Here is an 18,935-nt window from a genome sequence, read left to right as displayed (position 1 = left end):
GCCCCGGGCTCAAGGCCCGGGGCGTTTTGGCGTCACCGGGCCGCCACCCGGGCGATGACCAGGAAGGACACCGCCGTGAACAACACCGAGGACCTCATCCGGGAAGCGCTCGCCGAGGCGCTCGACCTCGACGTCGTGAGCGTCGACGCGCTGAGCCCCGACGAGATCAGCGAAGCCATCGCCCGCCTTCGCGCCAAGATTGACGAGATCGACGCTGAGATCATTGAGATCGTCAAACGGCGGATCGCCCTGTCGAAGCAGATTCAGGCGATCCGGATGGCGCACACCGGGCGCCGGCTCGAGCACTCCCGCGAGCTCCAGATCGTCAATGCGTACGTCGAAGGGCTCGGGCGCGGCGGCGGACAGCTTGCGCTCGCCGTCCTCGAACTGAGCCGCGGCCGGGCCTAGGAGCCGGCGGCGGCGTCCACCGCCTCCCGGCCGGCCGATTCCCACGGATAGCGCAAGCCGATCTGCCGACGGACCTCGTCCAGTACCTCCATGATTTGGATCGTCTCCGTCAGCGGCATCAGCGGACTCTCGGTAAGACCCGCCCGTAGACAGCGGCCCACTTCGGCCGCCTCGTAGTAGAGCCCGTGCCCGACGTGCGGGAGGTCGAACTCCTCGACGTCCCCGTCGCGGGTGACCAGCCGAAACGACACCGGAGCGTAGAAGGGCCCACGAATTTCGATCCGCGCATCGACCCCGTTGATGCTGGCCCAGGTAGCGGTGCGCGTCTCCACGGTGGTGAAGAGCACCGCCATCCGGCCACCCGAGTAGCGGAGAATCACGGCGGTTTGCGCATCGACGCCGGTGAACGCCGGTGCGCTCGTCGCGATGACCTCGTCCGGCGGGCCGAAGAGGTGAGAGGCCAGCGAGACGACGTACACCCCCAGATCCAGCAACGCACCCCCGCCGAGTTCCGGCGCAAAGAGTCGATGCCGCGGATCCCGCGGAAACCACTGCCCGTGATCCGCAGTGACGGAGCGAATCTCGCCGAGCCGGCCGGCGGTCACCAATTCCCGGATTTTCACCATGTGCGGCAGAAACCGCGTCCACATGGCCTCCATGACAAACACCCCCCGACGGCGGGCCGCATCAACGACACGCCGCGCCTGATCGGCGTCGACGGTGAACGGCTTCTCCACTAAGACCGCCTTGCCGGCCTCGATCGCAAGGAGCGCATTCGTGGCGTGCAAAGGATGCGGCGTGGCGACGTATACCGCGTCGACGTCCGCGTCGGCGACCAGTGCCTGATAGCTCTCGTGCCGGTGCGGGATGCCAAACCGCTCGGCGAACTCCTGCGCCCGATGCAAGGTCCGCGACCCCACCGCGACCACCTGCGCGTCCGGGAGCAGGGCGACGTCAGCGGCGAATTTCTCTGCAATCCAGCCGGTCCCCAGGATTCCCCACTTGGTCGTCATCCCACCACCTTCGTTGTCGCCCGCCGGCACCGCCGCCGGCCTTTCGCCACTACCATGCTCCCATGGCCGACACCTGGGTCATCGAACCGAGCGGCCCGCTCCGCGGCGACGTCGTCCTCCGTGGGTCGAAGAACGCCGTCACCAAACACATGGTGGCCGCCCTGCTGGCGGATGAGCCAAGCGTTATCGACAACGTTCCGGACGTCGGCGATGTGACGATCACCACTGACATTCTGCGCGCCGTCGGAGCCGAGGTGCTCGTGGAGGACGACCGCGTCACCGTCGTGCCGAGCCGTGAGGTCAATCCCCATGTCCCGTTGTCGTTCAGTGGGCTCAATCGCATTCCGGTGCTGCTGCTCGGTCCGCTCCTCCACCGGGCCGGTGAGGCGTTCGTCCCGAAGGTCGGCGGCGATCGCATCGGGAGCCGGCCGGTGGATTTTCACGTCGCCGCGTTGCGCGCTTTCGGTGCGGACGTCGAGGTCAGCGATGACGGCATTTTCGCGAAAGCCACCCGTCTGACCGGCGCACGCATTCACCTGCCGTATCCCAGCGTCGGCGCAACCGAATCAGTGTTGCTCACCGCGACGCTGGCGAAAGGCAAGACCGTACTGACCAATGCGGCAACCGAGCCGGAAGTCGTCGACCTGGCGTTGTTCCTCCAGCGCATGGGAGCCCGCATTGAATTCTGGCCGGACCGGCGCGTCGTCATCGAAGGCGTTCCTGCGGTGCACGGCGCGCGTGCGCGCCTGGCCGGCGACCGGAACGAGGCATTCAGTTACCTGGTCGCGGGTCTTTTGACCAAAGGTGACGTCCGGGTCATTGGATGTCCGCAGGAACGCCTCGTGACGGCGATAACCACCTTGCAGCGGATGGGCGCCCGTGTCGACATCGACGATTACGGCATCACGGCGACCGCGCCGGAGGGATTACGTCCCGCCGCCGTCCAGACCGACACCCATCCCGGTTTCATGACGGATTGGCAGACACCGCTCATGATGCTCTTCACCCAGGCGCGCGGGATGTCGGTGCTGCATGAGACGGTGTACGAGGACCGGCTCGTCTATGTGCCTGCGCTGCAAGCAATGGGCGCGGAAATCGAACTCTTCGCCACGTGTCTCGGCGGCCCCGCCTGCCGTTTCCACGACACCGACGCGGTGCATTCAGCGGTGGTCCGCGGTGTCTCGAAATTGCACGGCACCCGGGTGGAAATCCCTGACGTCCGTGCGGGATTCTCCAGCGTCATCGCCGCCGCGATTGCCGAGGGGACGACGGTCCTCACCGGCGTCCATCATCTGCGGCGCGGATACCACCGGCCGGAAGAGAATCTGCGGGCTCTGGGGCTGCACCTGCGTGCGGAGTAAGCAACCGCGCTCCGGTGGATGTGCACCGGACGACGGCCGCGTGCGCAGCCGCCGGCGGCCGCACGCGCTGGTCGGCCCGGTGTAACCGCCAGCCCGCCGGCCGCAGCCGGCGGCCCCTCGTGCGCGCGGTCAGCGCGTCACGACGACTTCGACGCGCTGGAATTCCTTCAGGTCGGAATACCCGCACGTTGCCAGCGCTTTGCGCAACGCGCCGACCAGGTTCGTCGTTCCCTCGGCGTCACGTGCCGGTCCATAAAAAATTTCCCGTAAACTGCCGACCGTCCCGGCCCAGAACCGTACGCCGCGGGGTAATTCCGGGTGGCGCACCTCGGCACCCCAGTGCCAACCGCGCCCCGGCGCCTCGGTCGCGCGGGCCAGCGGAAGTCCAATCATCACCGCATCCGCGCCGCACGCGATCGCCTTCGCAATGTCGCCACCGGTCCGCATCGCGCCGTCCGCGATGACATGGACGTACCGTCCGCCCGACTCATCGAGGTAATCCCGGCGGGCCGCGGCTGCATCCGCGACCACCGTCGCCATCGGGACGCCGATGCCGAGCACGCTCCGCGTGGTGTGCGCTGCCCCGCCGCCGACTCCGACAAGGATTCCCGCGGCGCCGGTGCGCATGAGGTGAAGCGCGGCCTGGTAGGTGTACGAGCCGCCCACAATCACGGGTACGTCGAGCTCGTAGATGAATTTCTTGAGATTCAGCGGTTCGACCCGCTGGGAGACGTGCTCGGCGGAGACCGTGGTCCCCCGGATGACGAAAATATCCACCCCCGCCTCGAGAACCGCTTTGTAAAACTCGGCGGTGCGCTGCGGGGAGAGGGCGCCGGCCGCTACGACGCCCGCCTCACGAATTTGACGAATCCGTTCCTTGATGAGGTCCTCTTTGATCGGCTCGGCGTAGATCTCCCGGATGCGGTCGAGCACGCGGTCATCCGGAAGCTCAGCGATTTCGGCGTACAGCGGCTCCGGATCCTCGTACCGCGTCCACAGTCCCTCGAGGTCAAGGACGCCAAGCCCGCCAAGCCGCCCGATTTCGACGACGGTCTGCGGGGACGCCACGGAATCCATCGCGCTGGAGAGAATGGGGGCTTCGAAACGGTACGCGTCAATCTGCCATGCCACCGACACCTGGTCGGGATCGCGGGTGCGACGGGACGGCACGATGGAGATGGCGTCGAAACCGTAGCCGACACGGGCGCTCTTGCCCAGGCCGATGGACACTTCCGTCATCGACGCCTCAATCACCGACCGTAATAATTCGGGGCTTCGACCGTCATCAGCACATCGTGCGGATGCGATTCCTTCAATCCCGCGGGGGTGATGCGAATGAGTTTCGCCTGCTGCAGCGCGGCAATGGTGGGCGCGCCGCAGTACCCCATCGCCGCCCGCAACCCTCCGATCAACTGGTGAACGACGCCGGCGAGCGGGCCGCGGTACGGAACCTGTCCTTCGATTCCTTCCGGCACCAGTTTCTCATCGGCGAGCGCGTCGTCCTGGAAATAACGATCTCGGGAGTAGGAACGGCCCTGGCCGCGGGATTGCATCGCGCCGAGGGAGCCCATGCCGCGGTACGTTTTGTACTGCTTGCCGTTGATGAAGACCAGCTCCCCGGGGGATTCCTCCACGCCGGCGAGCAGACTGCCGAGCATCACCGCGTCCGCGCCGACCGCAATGGCCTTGGCGATGTCCCCGGAATACTGCAATCCGCCGTCGGCGATGACCGGGACGCCGGCCGGCCGGCAGACCTGCGCCGCGGCGTCGATCGCGGTGACCTGCGGCACCCCCACGCCGGTCACCACGCGGGTGGTGCAGATCGACCCGGGACCGACACCGACCTTGACGCCGTCCGCGCCCGCTTCGACCAGTGCCCGAGCGCCCTCTGCGGTTGCCACGTTGCCGCCGATGACGTCGACCGGGGTGTCCCGCTTGAGCCGCGCGACCATCTCCAGGACGGCTCGGGCGTGCCCGTGCGCGGTGTCCACGACCAGGACGTCGACCCCGGCGTCGACGAGGGTCCGCGCCCGCTTGTAGCCGTCCTCTCCAGTTCCGACCGCGGCCGCGACGAGGAGCCGTCCGGCCGAATCCTTCGACGCCAACGGGAATTGGTCCCGCTTGGTGAAATCTTTGACGGTGATGAGGCCGCGCAGGACCCCGTTGTCGTCGATCAGCGGTAATTTCTCGACCTTGTTCCGCCGCAGCAGCTCCAACGCCGTCGTGTCATCGACACCGACCGGTGCGGTCACCAACGGCATCGGCGTCATGACGTCGCGGACCGGACGAGTGGGATCGGTCTCAAAGCGCATGTCCCGGTTGGTCACGATGCCGAGCAGGACACCCCGGGGATCGACAACGGGTACGCCGGAAATGTGATAACGGGCGCACAGCCGCTCCACGTCGGCGATGGAATCGTCCGGGCCGCAGGTGACCGGGTTGGTCACCATGCCCGCTTCGGAACGCTTCACGAGATCGACCTGCCCGGCCTGCTCCTCGATCGAGAGGTTGCGGTGCAGCACGCCCAAGCCGCCTTGCCGGGCCATCGCGATCGCCATCCGCGCCTCGGTCACCGTGTCCATCGCCGAGGAGAGCAACGGGATGCGCAGCGAGATGTTCCGGGTCACTCGGGTCGTCGTGTCAGCCTCCGCAGGCAGCACCGCGGAGGCCGCCGGCAGCAAGAGCACGTCGTCAAACGTCAAACCGAGCGCGGCGAATTTTGCCGGCAGTCCGCCGGACGGTGTCGAGTCGGTGAATACCGATTCGGGGCCGTCAGCGGCATCAGGAACCTGCGGCGACAACGGTCACCTCTGCACGATCGACGGACGAGCAGATGACGCCATGCTATCGGAGTCAGTGGGGCGGCTTCGGTGCCGAAGTCGTGCGGTCCTGCTCCACGGGTCGACCCGTCCCGCAACGGGTGCGGTCAGCGCACCGTGTGTGGCGGGGACGGGACCAGGCGAAGGTCGGCTCCTGCCGCAACGGGTGCGGTCAGCGCACCAAGCCGGCGCGAATTCCCAATGCGACCGCCTGGGCCCGGTCGGTGGCGCCGAGCTTACGGAACAGCCGGCGGGCATGTGTTTTGATCGTGTCCTCCGACAAGAACAGCTCCCGCCCGATTTCGTAATTGCTCATGCCGCGGCTCATCCCGTCCAGCACCTGCCGCTCCCGCTCCGTCAGCGGGACGTCGATGAGCGGCGGCGGCGGATCACCGTTCGCCATCTTCCGCATCCGGGTGTCGACGACGACATGGGCGAGGGCGGCACAGAGTTCCTCAACGGACACATTGCGGGTGAGGTAACCGCGGGCGCCGCCGGCCATCGCCTCTGCGAGACGTTCGTGATCCGGCCGATCGGCCAGCATCACGACGTTCGCGTCCGGATGGGCGGAGACGAGTTCGCGGGCGGTCTGCGGTCCGCCGAGTTCCGGCAGATCGATGTCGAGGAAAACCACGGACGGTCGTTCAATCGTGTACCGAAAGAAGGTCTCGGCGCTGTTCCCCGCCATCGCCACCCGGTCAATGCCGGGGACTGCGGCGACATACCGCCGCAGTGTGTTGCGAAGCCGCTCGTGGTGGTCGGCAATGAGCACGGTGGTCACGGGCTGCCGCCTGTCTGCCGGACATCTCGGCTGGGAAGTCTCATCGTCCGAATCATCGGCACCGCATTTGCAGATCATGAGCGAGTCGAGGCCATTTTGGGCTGCCCGATAAGGCTAATGCCGACTCGGCCTGTTCGTCCCGGTTTTCACGGCCTGCCTGAGCCGCCCGGAGCAGGCCGGCGCGCCTCACGCCGTAAGGAGCGCGTCGACTTCCGGCCGGGCAAGCCAGCTTTCCCGCAACTTCTCGGGGAGGTCCGCCGCAATCGCCAAGACGGCGGACCGGGCCGCCTGCAGATGCGACGCGGCGGCCGCCGGATCGGTCTCCGCCGTCATCGCGCCGAGCAACGCCCGGGGCAGCCAGACGAGCGGCAGCGTGCCGAGCTGCTCGGCAAGCATCGCGGCCCGGCGCAACGTCGCCTCCGCCTCGGCGGCGCCGGCCTGCGCCTGCGCGACGCCGAGAAACAGCAGCCCCTTGGCCACGTGCCGCGGCGCCCGGGCCTGCTCGGCTCGATCAACTGCTTCGCTTGCCGCCTCGGCCGCCGCTCCGGCGTCCTCCTCGCAGAGAGCGAGCTCGGCGCGAGCCCAATCGAGCCGCACGCGCTGGCGCCACCAGTCCGGATGTGCCTCGACAAGGTCGGTTACGACGGCAAGCTCACGCCGGGCGGTTTCCAGCTCCCCAAGCCCGATCGCGTCACACGCCAGGCCCAGCCGGCAATCGAAAATCGCCTCGTCGAGGCCCGGCAGCGCTCCGGCGGCGGTGAGCCCGAGGGCGTCGAACTCCCGCGCGGTCGCGTGCTGGCCGAGCTGCCGGTACCCGCTCGCGATACTCGCCGCGGCCAACGAACCGAAGAGGCACTGCTCCGGGGCGGTCTCCTCGCCGGAGACCGCCGCGTACAGCGGAGCCGTGATGGGATCGAGGACGGCGAAGGCGGTTCCGAACCGGCCCAGTGCGGTGTAGGCGACCCCCAACAGCCAGCTCGCCGCGGTCGCTTCCGCCTCCCGCGCCTCGGATCGGGCGACCTCGATTGCCCGCTCCAGGGGAGGGATCGCATTGCCGGGCGGTCCGTGGAACGTGGCCCGCTCGCCACGGGCGAGCAGGGTTGCAAGCGGTACCGCCGCGGCCGCTGGGACGGCTGTCCCTTGCTCCAACGATCAACCTCCCGTGCCGCCGAGACATCTCCCGAGGACGTCAACGACGTCCTCGGGAGATGTCTCGGCGGCCGCGGCCGGGAGCCTGAGCTGCTCAGTGCGGGTGATGATGCCCGTGGCCGTGGTTATGGCCAGCGGATTCGGGCTTCTCCTCCGGCTTGTCGACCACGATCGCTTCAGTCGTGAGCAGCAAGCCGACCACGGAGGCGGCATTGGTGAGCGCCGACCTGGTCACCTTGACCGGGTCGATGATCCCTCGGGCGACGAGGTCGGTGTACTCGCCGGTCTGCGCGTCAAAGCCATGCCCGACGGGAAGATCGCGGACACGGCTGCAGACGACGTACCCCTCGAATCCGGCGTTCTCGGCAATCCAGCGCAGCGGTTCGGCCGCGGCTTTGCGCACGATCGATGCACCCACCGCCTCGTCGCCGGTGAGTTCCAGGGAGTCAAGAGCGCTGGACGCGTGCAACAGTGCGGACCCACCGCCCGCGACGATGCCTTCCTCGATCGCAGCTCGGGTCGCTGAGACGGCGTCCTCCAGCCGGTGCTTCTTCTCTTTCAGCTCAACCTCGGTCGCCGCACCAACCCGGATCACCGCGACACCGCCGGCCAGTTTGGCCAACCGCTCCTGCAATTTCTCGCGATCCCAGTCCGAGTCGGTCTGGTCGATCTGGGCGCGGATCTGACGGATCCGGTCTTGAATCGCCTCGGCGGACCCGCCGCCTTCGACGATCGTGGTGTCGTCACGCGTCACCCGGACCCGACGGGCCGTGCCCAAGACCTCCAGGCCGACCTCGTCGAGTTTGAGCCCGACCTCCGGCGAGACCACCTGCGCACCGGTGAGGACCGCCATGTCACCGAGCATCGCCTTCCGGCGGTCGCCGAATCCGGGCGCCTTGACCGCCACCGAGGAGAACGTTCCCCGAATCTTGTTCACGACCAGGGTCGCCAGCGCGTCACCCTCGACATCCTCGGCGATCACCAGGAGCGGCCGGCCCGCTTGCACGACTTTCTCCAGCAGCGGGACGAAATCCATGGCGTTGCTGATTTTTCCTTCGTGCAGAAGGATGTACGGATTGTCCAGGACGGCTTCCATCCGCTCAGGATCGGTGATGAAGTACGGCGAAATGTAGCCCTTGTCGAATTGCAGCCCTTCGACGAATTCGAGCTCCAGTCCCATGGTGTTGGACTCCTCGACGGTGATGACACCGTCTTTGCCGACCTTGTCGAAGGCATCGGCGATCACCGCGCCGACGGCCGGGTCCTGCGCGGAGATCGTGGCGACGTTGGCGATTTCGTCCTTCGTAGCGACCTCGCGGGCCTGCGCCAACAGCCGATCCGAGATGGCCGTGACCGCGGCATCAATTCCCCGCTTCAACGCCAGCGGATTCGCCCCGGCCGCAACGTTGCGCAGGCCTTCCCGCACCATCGCCTGCGCGAGCACGGTGGCGGTCGTCGTCCCGTCACCGGCAACATCGTTGGTCTTCGTGGCAACCTCTTTGACCAGCTGGGCGCCGAGATTCTCGTCCCGTTCGTCGAGCTCGATCTCCCGGGCGATGGTCACCCCGTCGTTGGTGATGGTCACCTTGTTGCCGGACGTTGCAAGTACGACGTTGCGGCCCTTCGGGCCGAGGGTCACCTTCACCGTGTCAGCGAGGTGGTCGACGCCCCGCTGAAGCGCACCGCGCGCATCCTCGGCGTAATAGAGCAATTTCGGCATCGTCCGTCACATCCTTCCCAGCGGCAGCCGACCGCCCCGACGTCGGCACGTCGGGGCGGCGGCACCGGAAATGTGAATCTGGTTATGGGTTACTCGATGACGGCCAGCACGTCGCGGGCGGACAGGACGAGGTACTCCTCGTTGTTGTACTTCACCTCAGTGCCGCCGTACTTGCTGTACAGGACGCGGTCGCCTTCCTTGACATCGAGCGGAATCCGCTTGCCGTCTTCGTAACGCCCCGGGCCGACGGCCAGCACGACGCCCTCCTGCGGCTTCTCCTTCGCCGTGTCCGGAATGACCAGACCCGACGCAGTCGTGGTCTCCGCTTCGACAGGCTTGACGAGGATCCGGTCCTCCAAGGGACGAATAGCAACCCGGGTACTGGTGGCGGTCGTCACGGCGTGACTCCCCTCCTCCTTCTCGTCGGGAACGAAAAGCACTACCTAGCGGTCGCCGACCCCGGCCTGCCGTCGCGGGTGCCAGCCCGAAGGTCCGTACCGCCTGTTGGCACCCTCGGGTCGAGAGTGCCAGCATCGAGCCTATGCGGCCGTTAGCACTCCGTCAAGGAGAGTGCCAGCGGACGGCGGCCGACGGGAACCGTCGCGGCCCGCACGGCTCACTCCACCGGGACGACGGTGAACTCCCACGCCTTCGCATCCCCAGCACAGAACCGCTCGGCGCCAAGATCAAACCAATTGTTCCCGTCCGCCAGCGCGTCCGCGTCGGTCCAGCGGCTCACGACGACGGCACGACTCTGCTCGTCGGAGCGGTACAACTCCCCGCCGCAGAAACCCGGCGCCGCCCGGTACTGCGGCCAGGCCGCATCCCGCACCCAGACGCAGAATTCGTCGAGCTGGCCGCGATGAATCCGTGCCTCCCACATCCGTGCGATCACACCCGCACCTCCCGGGCCGAAGGTCCGATCACACGAGAACCTCAGTGATCGGGAGCGAGGAGTCGGCCGGAAACTCCGGCTCGGACGGCGTCCGCCCCGCTTTGATCAAGCATGCACCAAGCGCCGCGACCATCGCGCCATTGTCCGTGCAGAGCCCCGGCCGCGGGACCCGAAGACGAATGCCCGCCGCCTCGCACCGCTCGGCCGCGAGCGACCGGAGCCGTGAATTTGCCGCGACCCCACCGCCGATGAGGAGATCCCCGACCCCGTACGTCCGGCACGCTGCGACCGCCTTCGCCGTCAGGACGTCCGCCACCGCCTCTTGAAACGCCGCAGCGACATCGGCCACCGGCACCGGCTCACCGTCGCGCTCCCGCTTCTCCACCCATCGGGCCACCGCGGTCTTCAAGCCGGCAAACGAAAAATCGAAGGTGCCGTCGTCGGCCTTGCCCCGGGGGAACGCCACGAACTGCGGATCCCCTTCTTGTGCGGCGCGGTCGATCGGCGGCCCGCCGGGAAACGGCAGGCCAAGGACGCGCGCTACCTTGTCGAACGCCTCCCCGGCCGCGTCGTCCACCGTCGAACCAAGCGGCCGCACCGTACCGGTCACGTCCTCGACCAGCAGCAGCGACGAGTGGCCACCGGAGACCAAGAGCGCGACGCATGGACGCGGCAACGGACCATGCTCCAGGATGTCGACGGCAACGTGCGCCGCCAGGTGGTTGACGCCGAACAGCGGCTTGCCGAGAGCCAGGGCATACGCTTTGGCGGCCGCCACGCCGACGAGCAGGGTGCCGGCGAGCCCGGGTCCCGCGGTCACCGCGATCGCGTCGACGTCAGCGAGCCGGAGGCCGGCTTTCTCCAGCGCCCGGTGCATCGTCGGCACCAATGCCTCCAGATGCGCCCGACTCGCCACCTCCGGGACGACGCCGCCGAAGCGGGCGTGAAGATCGACGCTGGAGGCAATTTCGTTGGCGAGCAGGGTACGGCCGCGAACGACACCGACCCCCGTTTCGTCGCATGACGTCTCGATGCCCAGGACCAACGGTTCGTCCGTCACGAATATCCCTCCGCCTTTTCCGCCGAATTGCTGAATTTCCCTTGTCTGTGCGGGTTTCTTGCCTGCGTGTGTGTGGTGTCCCTCGTCTGCACGTGCGGCCGTTTTCCTTACGCAGGAGCCGCCGGCGAGGCGCCATCCGCCTGCGTGCCGTCGGGTACGTCGGTTGCGCGCAGGACGCGCGACATCACGACCGCATCGACCGTACCGAAGGCGTAATACCCTTTGCGAATTCCGCAGCGGCGGAATCCATGCGATTCATACAAATGCTGAGCGACGGCATTGTCGGCGCGAACCTCCAGGCTCAGCGTCGGCGCGCCGCGGCGTGCCGCTTCGGCAATGAGCCGTTGCAGCAGCCGGGCGCCGATTCCCCGGCGCCGGTGGTCCGGCCGGACCGCGAGGGTCTGGACGAAGGCCTCGTCGGGATACACGCAGAGCCCGGCGTAGCCGACGACCTCTCCGGCGTCACCGGGGACGTGTTCGGTCAACGCCACAACGTACGAACGGGTCTCCCACTCAGCGAGCTCGGACCAGAACATGGTCGACGTCCACGGCTCGTCGGCGAAAACCTCACGCTCAATGGCAAGAACCGCCTCGACGTGCCACCAGCGCATCGGCACGATCGACACGGAGAGAACGGAGAGATCCGTCGTCACGGCCACGCGGTCACCCCTGGAGAACCGGCTTGCGCGGACCCGGCGGCACGGCGTCCGGCCGGCGCAGATATTGCGGCTCAGCCGGACGCACTGGCACCACGCCACGGACGACCGCGGCCGCGAGGACGGCTGCGTCGGGAAATTCCGGGGCGCCGGCCTGCGGAAATTCCCCGGAATATTGCAGGGCACCGGCACCGAAGGCCGGACCCGTCCATGCAATGTCGGCCGGTTTTGTGACGTGCGGCCCATCCAACCGGGTTATCGGCTCGACCGGCTGATACGTCGCCCAGTACACCTCCTTGCGCCGGGCGTCGGTGGCGACGAGAAATGGTTCACCCGGCGCTCGTTCGGCAATGACCGCGGCGGCGAGAATGTCAAGGCTGCACACGCCGTCCACCGGAATGCCGAGCGCATCGCTAAGGGCCCGCGCGGTCACCAGACCCACCCGGAGTCCGGTGAACGGCCCGGGACCGGTGCCGACGACGATGCGGGTCAGGTCCGCAGGCGTGCCACCGGCTTCGGCGAGCACCTTGGCGATCGTCGGTCCGAGCAGCTCGCCGTGCCGCATGCGGTCGACGGTCGTCAAGGCGGCCCGGACATCCGTGCCGTCGTGAACGGCGACGGTAATCGCTGGTGTCGAGGTATCGAGCGCAAGAAGCACGCCACGAGCCTATCCAGTCGCGCCACCGGCACGGTCCGCCCAACAGGCCGCCGGGCGGCCGGTGGGTCAGCGCCGCATGCCCCCACAGTCCGGACGGCAGGGTGCCGTTGGTGTACGCGACGCGGGATCGGCGCCGATGGGCGCAGCGCCGGCGGTGGCGTCGGGCGGCGCCGGCGTTGCGGCGGGATCGCCGCCCTCAGCGGGTGGCGGGGTTGCGGCGGGATCGCCGCCATCAGCGGGAGTCGGCGTTGCGCAAGGCGGCGGCCAGGGTCACGCCCTGCCAGCGGGGACCCTCACCGAAGACCCGCACCCGGCGCGGTTCATCGGCGACCCGCGTGGGATCGGGGTTCGTGCCGTCGTCGCGTTCGATGACGACCCGGAGCCGATCCTCAGCGAGCCCCTCAACCAGCCCCTCACCCCATTCGACGACGGTCACCGCATCCGCAAGGGAGGCGTCCAAATCGAGATCGTCGACCTCCAGTCGGCCGCCGAGCCGGTAGGCGTCGGCGTGCACCAAGGCGGGGCCGTCGGTCAGGGACGGGTGAACCCGCGCGATCACAAACGTGGGAGAGGTGATCTCTCCGCGGACGCCGAGCCCGGCTCCCAGACCCTGGACGAAGGTCGTCTTCCCCGAACCCAACGGGCCGGTCAGGACGACGAGGTCACCGCGGCGCAGCACCGAGGCGAGCCGCCGTCCTAGGTCGCGCATGTCCGCCGCAGTCGGTACGACGATCTCGACGTCGGCGTCAAGCTCCCGGATGTCGATCACCATAGCGTTCCGTTCCCCATCTCAGCCTCGTCGCCACGGTCGCCGTCGTAGGGGACGGCGCCGGGCCCGGCGTCCGTGTCCCGGCGATGTCCAGCGACCGCGGCGGCCAAGGCCAGATCCTGCAGCAACGCGGTCCGCGGAGCCCCGGTCGGTCCGAAGCGGAGGGCGGCCGACGGATGGTAGGTCGGCACGACCCGCCAGCCCCGCAATTCGTGCACCCGGCCGCGCACCTGCGCGAGCGTGACCGGCCGCTCGAAGAACCAGGCCACCGCGGTACCGCCCAGCGCGACAACGACACCGGGATCGAGCAGCGCAAGCTGGGCCTCCAGCCATGGCCGGCAGGCGGCGATCTCAACCCTGTTCGGTACTCGATTGCCGGGCGGGCGGCATTTGAGCACATTGACGATCGCAACCGTCGCCCGTGGCAGGCCGGCGTCGACGAGGAGCTCGTCCAAGAGCCGGCCCGCCCGGCCGACGAACGGAAGTCCGGTGCGGTCCTCCTCAGCACCGGGTGCTTCACCGACCAAGACGACCGGGCGCGCCACAGCAGGGCGGACGCCGACAACGACGTGGCGCCGGTTCGCGGCAAGCTCCGCGCACCGGCGGCACCTCCGGATTTGCGCGGCTAGCTGATCCCAGGCGTCGTCCGCCGCCGTCCGTGACATCGGTGACATGACGGAATTCACCCGGCGGTGTCGTCGTCCCGATACACCCGCGGAACCCGGGCGCCGATGCGACTGACGATCTCGTAGGAAATGGTGCCGACGGCCGACGCCCACTCGTCGGCGGTCGGCTCTCCGTCGTCGCCGGGGCCAAAAATGACGACGTCATCGCCCGCCGCGACCGGCGCATCGGGACCGACGTCGACGACAAACTGATCCATGCAGACGGTGCCGCTGATGGTGCGCCGGCCGACGGCGGGAAACCAGACCGGAGCGACATTGGTGGCCTGCCGCGGAATGCCGTCGGCGTACCCGAGCGGAATCAGCGCCACGCGGGTCGGACGCAACGTGCGATACCGGTGGCCGTAGGAAATTCCTTCACCGGCAGGCAATTCCTTGACCAGCGCGACCTGCGCCCGCAGGTGCATCGCCGGGCGCAGCCCCAGCTCACCAGCAGACACCAGCGCCGGCGCCGGCGACAAGCCGTACACCGCGATGCCGGGACGGACCAAGTCGTAACGGGTCCGCGGCGCGAGCAAGGCGCCGCCGGAATTCGCGAGGTGCCGGACGGCGGGACGGATGCCGAAGCGTTCGGCAACCGCGAGAGCCTCGTCGAACCGCTCGACTTGCACGGTCGTGTCGGCATGCTCCGGATTGTCGCCGTGAACGAGATGTGACCAGATTCCGACAACCTCCACGAGACCAGCCGCACGCGCTTGAGCCGTCGCCGCCAGGAGATCCGGCCACTCCGCGGGTGTCGCGCCGCCGCGGGACAGGCCGGTGTCAACCTCCAGGTGAATGCGCGCGGTACGGCCCGCCGTCGTGGCCGCGCGGCAGACCTCGGAGAGCGCCCACTCCGCGGAGACGGCAAGATCGACATCTGCGGCGATCGCCTCCGCGAACCGCTCGCCCGGCGCGGCAAGCAGACAGAGGATCGGGACGTCAATTCCGGCCATCCGCAGAGCCAGCGCCTCTTCGACGAATGCGACGCCGAGCCAGCTGGCCCCTCCGCGCACGGCGGCCCGGGCCGCGGGCAGCAGGCCGTGCCCGTACCCGTCCGCCTTGACGACGGCCATGACGTCGACGCCGGTGACGGCGCGCAGCCGGCGCACGTTCTCCCGGATCGCACCGAGATCCACGACGGCCTGGGCGCGGCTCGCCCGCGCGACGCCCAGCTCCGGGCCGGCCAGTTCCTCGGCCGCCCAGGCCGGGGAGCCGCGCGCACCGGAAACTGTCACGGCGCAAGTCTAGGGACACCAGGGGTCGCCGGCACGCGCACGCGACAACTGATTCCGGAGCCGTGCGGGGCGGCCGCCTCGTCATGCGGCTCGTGCGGCCGTTTGTCCCCTCCGCCGGTGTCGTCGCCCGCCGGCCCTCACCGGCACCGACCAGCGGAGAGTGATGTTAGCGTTCACAGCATGTGATCGACTTCTCGCTTCGAGTTCGGACAATCGACCATCGAGTGGCGTGGAGACATGCCCTGGGTATGCCAAATTGAAACATCCACCGTTCTTGTTAGCGCTCGCATAATGGCGTATAACAGTGTCACCACCGATAGCTCACGCCGTACGTCGACCAGGCGAGCGCCGAGGAGACCGTGCGCAGAACGTTGACGACACGCCGCGGGTGCATGTGCCCCATCAGGCGCATCACTGTTCGCTGCGTGGCGTGCGGCGGCTCGCCGGATGCAGTCCGGAGCCCGGATCGACGACACCCACCGGCACACGCCTTGGCCACGAGGAGGTAAGCCTGCGCAATCCAGACTCTGCATCCACGCCCGCGCATCGCGCGGGTGCATAACGCCTTGCCCAGAACGGCGCACCCCTTCGATGACCGCCGAAGCGGTGGCGCCCGTCAAAGCATCCGACCGAGAAGTGGGAGGCAATCGTATGGGAAGCACGACACGCATCCTCACCTGGCGAAGACTCGCATTGCTCGCGATCGTCCCGCTGGTCGCGGCGGGCTGCAGCAGCAAGAGTCAGACGCCGCAGAAGCAGAGCACGAGTGCGCCGGCAACGGAAACGGCCGCCGGTGCCGTGCCGACGGGCGCCCAGTTCTGCAAGGGCATGAAGATCGTCTTCTTCCCGGGCGGAACTCCCGGCGGACCGTTTGAGACCGTCGTCTACAACGGCGCGAAGGCCGCCGCAGCCGCACTGGGTCCGTCGGTCACGTATGAATGGTCCGATTGGGATCCGAACAAGATGATTACCCAATTCAAGCAGGCAATGGCCACGCATCCCGACGGTATCGCCATCATGGGACACCCCGGTGATGCGGCCTTCGACCCGCTCATCGACCAAGCCGAGGCGCAGGGCATCACCGTGACGGTGATGAACACCGAATTGCCGCAGGCCGAAGCGAAATACCAGTCACAGGGCATGGGCTATGTCGGTGCGGTGCTCTACCAGGCAGGCGCCTCGCTCGCTTCGGAGGCCATCAAGCGCGGGAATCTAAAGGCGGGCGACCGGGTCTTCGTCTGGGGTCTCCTGTCGCAACCCGGCCGCGGGGAGCGGACCAAGGGAATTGTCGACACGTTGAAGAAAGCCGGCCTCACCGTTGACTACCTGGAAATCAACGATGCGACCAACAAGGACCCGGCAGCCGGTGTCTCCATCTTCACCGGTTACGTGTCCAAGCACCCCGACGTCAAAGCCATTTTCATTGACCACGGCAACCTGACCGCCACAATCCCGACCTACATGAAGGCGGCCAACCTCAAGCCCGGATCGGTCTTCGCCGCGGGCTTCGACATGTCGCCGGCGACCGTCAAGGGCATCCAGGACGGATACATCAGCCTCGTCATTGATCAACAGGAATGGCTGCAGGGATACTTCGGAATTCTGCAGTTGTGTCTCTCCCACGTGTACGGCTTCAGCGGATTGCGCATTGACACCGGCGCAGGCTTTGATGACAAGTCGAACATCGATAAACTCGCTCCACTGGTCGACAAGCAGATCCGCTGAGGTAGAAGACGACTGAGATGACGCGACACCCTGCAGACGCCGCAAACGGTACAGCGGCACATGCCTCCGAAAAGGGGCCGGCCGGGGAGCTCCACGCTCTCCGGCCGGCTACACCCTCAGACAGCGCACATGACCGCGCCGTTGTCCTCGAGCTCCGCCACATCGCAAAATCCTTCGCTGGAATACACGCCCTGCGCGATGTCAGTCTCCGGCTGCACGCCGCGGAAGTCATCGGGCTGGTCGGGGACAACGGCGCGGGAAAGTCCACCCTCATCAAGATAATCACCGGATATCACCAACCCGACAGCGGTGAGATCGTCTTCAGAGGTGAGCGCATTCACAACCTCACCGTGCAGCGGGCGCGAGCGCTCGGCATCGAGGCGGTCTACCAGGAACGGGCTCTTGCCGAACAGCAGTCGCTGTGGCGGAACGTCTTCATGGCGCGCCCGCTTACCCGATTCGCCGGCCTCCTGAATGTACGGGCGATGCGGCGGACGACGGCGTCCTTGATGCGCGAATCCATGGGATTCACGTCGGCGATCCTCACGCCGGATACGCCGGTGACCGGCCTGTCCGGCGGCGAGCGTCAAGGACTTGCCATCATCCGCGCGCTGCATTTTGATGCCGACCTGATCATTCTCGATGAGCCGACGATGGGTTTGTCGTTGAGTGAGACGGAAAAGTGCCTCATGTTCGTCCGGAGCATCCGCGACGCCGGCAAGTCGGCAATTTTCATCGACCACAACATCTTTCACGTGTATTCCGTTGCCGATCGCATCGTGCTGCTGGACCGAGGCACGGTCGTTGGTGACTTTCCGACTTCGCGATACTCCCTTGCGGAACTCACCGCAATCATGCGCGAAGTCGCGGCTACCGGCCGCTTCATTGAGCCAACGCGCCAATCTGATGACGGAGGTGCTGCGTGACGACGTTGGTACGCGAACGACCACCGGTGACCGGTCGGCGGAGCGGTTGGAACGTACGCCGATGGGCGACCGCCTGGTCTTCGCAGCTTGGTATCACGGCCGCCTTTGCGGTCGTCTGGCTCGTCTTCACGGTGCTCGCGCCGGCGACTTTTCTCGGGTCCCGAATTTATGTGTCCTATGCGCAGACCGTGCCGTACTTCGGCATCACCGCATTGGCCCTCACCATGCTCATCATCGCGGGAGACATCGACCTGTCTTTCCCGGCTGTCTTCGCACTGGGCATGGTCGGGTATGTCGCCGTTGAGCATACGACCGGAAACGTCACGCTCGGCCTGCTCACCGCGCTGGCGATCGGCGCCGCCGCCGGACTCATCAACGGCGTCTTCGTGACAGTATTCGGAATTCCAGCACTCGTCTTGACGATCGGCACGCAGTTTCTCTACCGAGGGCTGACTCTCGTCCTCGTCAACGGCAAGAGCTACACGCTCACCGAAACCAGCGGGACGGTGGCATCCCGGCTGCTCGTCGGCCGCTTCCTCGGGATTCCCATGCAGTTCGTCTGGTTCGCGGTGCTGGCCGTCGTGTGCTGGATCCTGCTGTATCGCCATCGCCTCGGCCACAATGCGCACGTCATCGGCGACAACAGCCAAGCGGCTGCGCTGATGGGCGTGCCGATCGCCCGGACCCGGATGATTCTCTTCTTGCTGACCGGTCTTGCGGCGGCGTTCGCCGGCGCCATGAACAGCTTCGCCGTGCTGAACTTCTACCCGGGTCAAGGCGACGGGTACTTGCTGCCCGCCCTTGCCGCTGTCTTCGTCGGCGGAACATCCGTCTTCGGCGGCCGCGGGACGGTCTGGGGAACGTTCATCGGAGCATTTCTCATCGGCGGCATCGAGGCAGGAATCGTCGCCGTCGGATTGGAGGAGTTCTACTCCCAACTTCTTTACGGGTGCATCATCACCGCCGCCATCACCATCCACGCGGTTCTGCAACGGAGATTTTCCCACTAGCCGACAAGGCCACCGGCGACCGCGGCCACCCCGTCGGGGCGGTAACGGCGGCCACTCCGTCGAGGCGGTGAAGGCACAGGTCTCG

Annotated in this window: 19 protein-coding genes; 5 read left to right on the top strand and 14 right to left on the bottom strand. The window is 67.3% G+C overall.

Features of this window, described 5'->3' with window-relative positions:
• Positions 1-75: 75 nt before the first annotated feature.
• The gene (locus ACEL_RS01915; RefSeq protein ID WP_011719207.1) at positions 76-408 is read left to right on the top strand and encodes a chorismate mutase; all 333 of its coding nucleotides are present in this window, start codon (positions 76-78) and stop codon (positions 406-408) included.
• Here the strand turns inward: ACEL_RS01915 and ACEL_RS01910 are convergent.
• Positions 405-1,421 carry a Gfo/Idh/MocA family protein gene (locus ACEL_RS01910; protein WP_011719206.1) on the bottom strand — a complete coding sequence of 339 codons (1,017 nt, stop codon included), beginning with the start codon at positions 1,419-1,421 and terminating at the stop codon, positions 405-407. The genes ACEL_RS01915 and ACEL_RS01910 overlap by 4 nt on opposite strands.
• 62 nt (positions 1,422-1,483) lie before the next feature.
• On the opposite strand from ACEL_RS01910, the gene murA reads away from it, so the two are divergent.
• A complete protein-coding gene (gene murA / locus ACEL_RS01905) occupies positions 1,484-2,782 on the top strand; it encodes a UDP-N-acetylglucosamine 1-carboxyvinyltransferase (protein WP_011719205.1) in 1,299 nt (432 codons plus the stop codon).
• Between the two features lie 129 nt (positions 2,783-2,911).
• Here the strand turns inward: murA and ACEL_RS01900 are convergent, their stop codons facing one another.
• The 13 genes from ACEL_RS01900 to alr form a co-directional block, all read right to left on the bottom strand.
• The gene (locus ACEL_RS01900; RefSeq protein ID WP_011719204.1) at positions 2,912-4,021 is read right to left on the bottom strand and encodes a GuaB3 family IMP dehydrogenase-related protein; all 1,110 of its coding nucleotides are present in this window, start codon (positions 4,019-4,021) and stop codon (positions 2,912-2,914) included.
• An 11-nt stretch (positions 4,022-4,032) separates the two neighbouring features.
• Complete coding sequence (gene guaB, locus ACEL_RS01895) at positions 4,033-5,511, bottom strand: IMP dehydrogenase (protein WP_041835231.1); 1,479 nt, start codon at positions 5,509-5,511, stop codon at positions 4,033-4,035.
• 262 nt (positions 5,512-5,773) lie between these two features.
• Positions 5,774-6,382 carry a response regulator transcription factor gene (locus tag ACEL_RS01890; RefSeq protein ID WP_041834870.1) on the bottom strand — a complete coding sequence of 203 codons (609 nt, stop codon included), beginning with the start codon at positions 6,380-6,382 and terminating at the stop codon, positions 5,774-5,776.
• 186 nt (positions 6,383-6,568) lie between these two features.
• Entirely contained in the window at positions 6,569-7,531 is a 963-nt protein-coding gene (locus tag ACEL_RS11310) for a hypothetical protein (RefSeq protein WP_011719201.1), read from the bottom strand.
• A gap of 94 nt (positions 7,532-7,625) precedes the next feature.
• Positions 7,626-9,251 carry a chaperonin GroEL gene (gene groL, locus ACEL_RS01880; protein ID WP_011719200.1) on the bottom strand — a complete coding sequence of 542 codons (1,626 nt, stop codon included), beginning with the start codon at positions 9,249-9,251 and terminating at the stop codon, positions 7,626-7,628.
• Between the two features lie 89 nt (positions 9,252-9,340).
• A complete protein-coding gene (groES, locus tag ACEL_RS01875; protein WP_011719199.1) occupies positions 9,341-9,649 on the bottom strand; it encodes a co-chaperone GroES in 309 nt (102 codons plus the stop codon).
• A gap of 218 nt (positions 9,650-9,867) precedes the next feature.
• Complete coding sequence (locus ACEL_RS01870; RefSeq protein ID WP_041834869.1) at positions 9,868-10,146, bottom strand: antibiotic biosynthesis monooxygenase family protein; 279 nt, start codon at positions 10,144-10,146, stop codon at positions 9,868-9,870.
• Between the two features lie 28 nt (positions 10,147-10,174).
• Positions 10,175-11,206 (bottom strand): tRNA (adenosine(37)-N6)-threonylcarbamoyltransferase complex transferase subunit TsaD, encoded by a 1,032-nt coding sequence (gene tsaD, locus ACEL_RS01865; RefSeq protein ID WP_011719197.1) that lies wholly within the window; start codon positions 11,204-11,206, stop codon positions 10,175-10,177.
• Between the two features lie 107 nt (positions 11,207-11,313).
• Positions 11,314-11,865, bottom strand: a complete 552-nt coding sequence (gene rimI, locus ACEL_RS01860) for a ribosomal protein S18-alanine N-acetyltransferase (RefSeq protein ID WP_011719196.1) — start codon at positions 11,863-11,865, stop codon at positions 11,314-11,316.
• Positions 11,866-11,869: 4 nt separating this feature from the next.
• The gene (tsaB, locus tag ACEL_RS01855) at positions 11,870-12,520 is read right to left on the bottom strand and encodes a tRNA (adenosine(37)-N6)-threonylcarbamoyltransferase complex dimerization subunit type 1 TsaB (protein WP_011719195.1); all 651 of its coding nucleotides are present in this window, start codon (positions 12,518-12,520) and stop codon (positions 11,870-11,872) included.
• Positions 12,521-12,752: 232 nt separating this feature from the next.
• Entirely contained in the window at positions 12,753-13,292 is a 540-nt protein-coding gene (tsaE, locus tag ACEL_RS01850; RefSeq protein ID WP_011719194.1) for a tRNA (adenosine(37)-N6)-threonylcarbamoyltransferase complex ATPase subunit type 1 TsaE, read from the bottom strand.
• The gene (locus ACEL_RS01845; RefSeq protein ID WP_011719193.1) at positions 13,286-13,963 is read right to left on the bottom strand and encodes a uracil-DNA glycosylase; all 678 of its coding nucleotides are present in this window, start codon (positions 13,961-13,963) and stop codon (positions 13,286-13,288) included. The genes tsaE and ACEL_RS01845 overlap by 7 nt, the downstream gene beginning before the upstream one ends.
• An 8-nt stretch (positions 13,964-13,971) precedes the next feature.
• Positions 13,972-15,189, bottom strand: coding sequence for an alanine racemase (gene alr, locus ACEL_RS01840; RefSeq protein ID WP_011719192.1), 1,218 nt, complete (start codon positions 15,187-15,189; stop codon positions 13,972-13,974).
• Between the two features lie 651 nt (positions 15,190-15,840).
• Here alr and ACEL_RS01835 point away from each other — a divergent pair.
• The 3 genes from ACEL_RS01835 to ACEL_RS01825 are packed head-to-tail and all read left to right on the top strand — an operon-like array spanning position 15,841 to position 18,850.
• The gene (locus ACEL_RS01835; protein ID WP_011719191.1) at positions 15,841-16,914 is read left to right on the top strand and encodes a sugar ABC transporter substrate-binding protein; all 1,074 of its coding nucleotides are present in this window, start codon (positions 15,841-15,843) and stop codon (positions 16,912-16,914) included.
• Between the two features lie 17 nt (positions 16,915-16,931).
• A complete protein-coding gene (locus ACEL_RS01830; protein WP_011719190.1) occupies positions 16,932-17,840 on the top strand; it encodes an ATP-binding cassette domain-containing protein in 909 nt (302 codons plus the stop codon).
• Complete coding sequence (locus ACEL_RS01825; protein WP_011719189.1) at positions 17,837-18,850, top strand: ABC transporter permease; 1,014 nt, start codon at positions 17,837-17,839, stop codon at positions 18,848-18,850. Before ACEL_RS01830 ends, ACEL_RS01825 begins: the two co-directional genes overlap by 4 nt.
• Positions 18,851-18,935 lie beyond the last annotated feature (85 nt).

The organism is Acidothermus cellulolyticus 11B (genome assembly GCF_000015025.1).
GTDB classification, from domain to species: Bacteria; Actinomycetota; Actinomycetes; order Acidothermales; family Acidothermaceae; genus Acidothermus; species Acidothermus cellulolyticus.
Note: the sequence above shows the minus strand (reverse complement) of the source record. Positions and strands in the feature narration are given on the sequence as shown.

Bases quoted from the DNA above. Each gene is read 5' to 3' on its own strand.
- ACEL_RS01910 (WP_011719206.1), bottom strand. From the start codon at position 1,421: ATGACGACCAAGTGGGGAATCCTGGGGACCGGCTGGATTGCAGAGAAA.
- murA (WP_011719205.1), top strand. From the start codon at position 1,484: ATGGCCGACACCTGGGTCATCGAACCGAGCGGCCCGCTCCGCGGCGAC.
- ACEL_RS01900 (WP_011719204.1), bottom strand. From the start codon at position 4,021: ATGACGGAAGTGTCCATCGGCCTGGGCAAGAGCGCCCGTGTCGGCTAC.
- groL (WP_011719200.1), bottom strand. From the start codon at position 9,251: ATGCCGAAATTGCTCTATTACGCCGAGGATGCGCGCGGTGCGCTTCAG.
- tsaE (WP_011719194.1), bottom strand. From the start codon at position 13,292: ATGGTGATCGACATCCGGGAGCTTGACGCCGACGTCGAGATCGTCGTA.
- ACEL_RS01845 (WP_011719193.1), bottom strand. From the start codon at position 13,963: ATGTCACCGATGTCACGGACGGCGGCGGACGACGCCTGGGATCAGCTA.
- ACEL_RS01835 (WP_011719191.1), top strand. From the start codon at position 15,841: ATGGGAAGCACGACACGCATCCTCACCTGGCGAAGACTCGCATTGCTC.
- ACEL_RS01830 (WP_011719190.1), top strand. From the start codon at position 16,932: ATGACGCGACACCCTGCAGACGCCGCAAACGGTACAGCGGCACATGCC.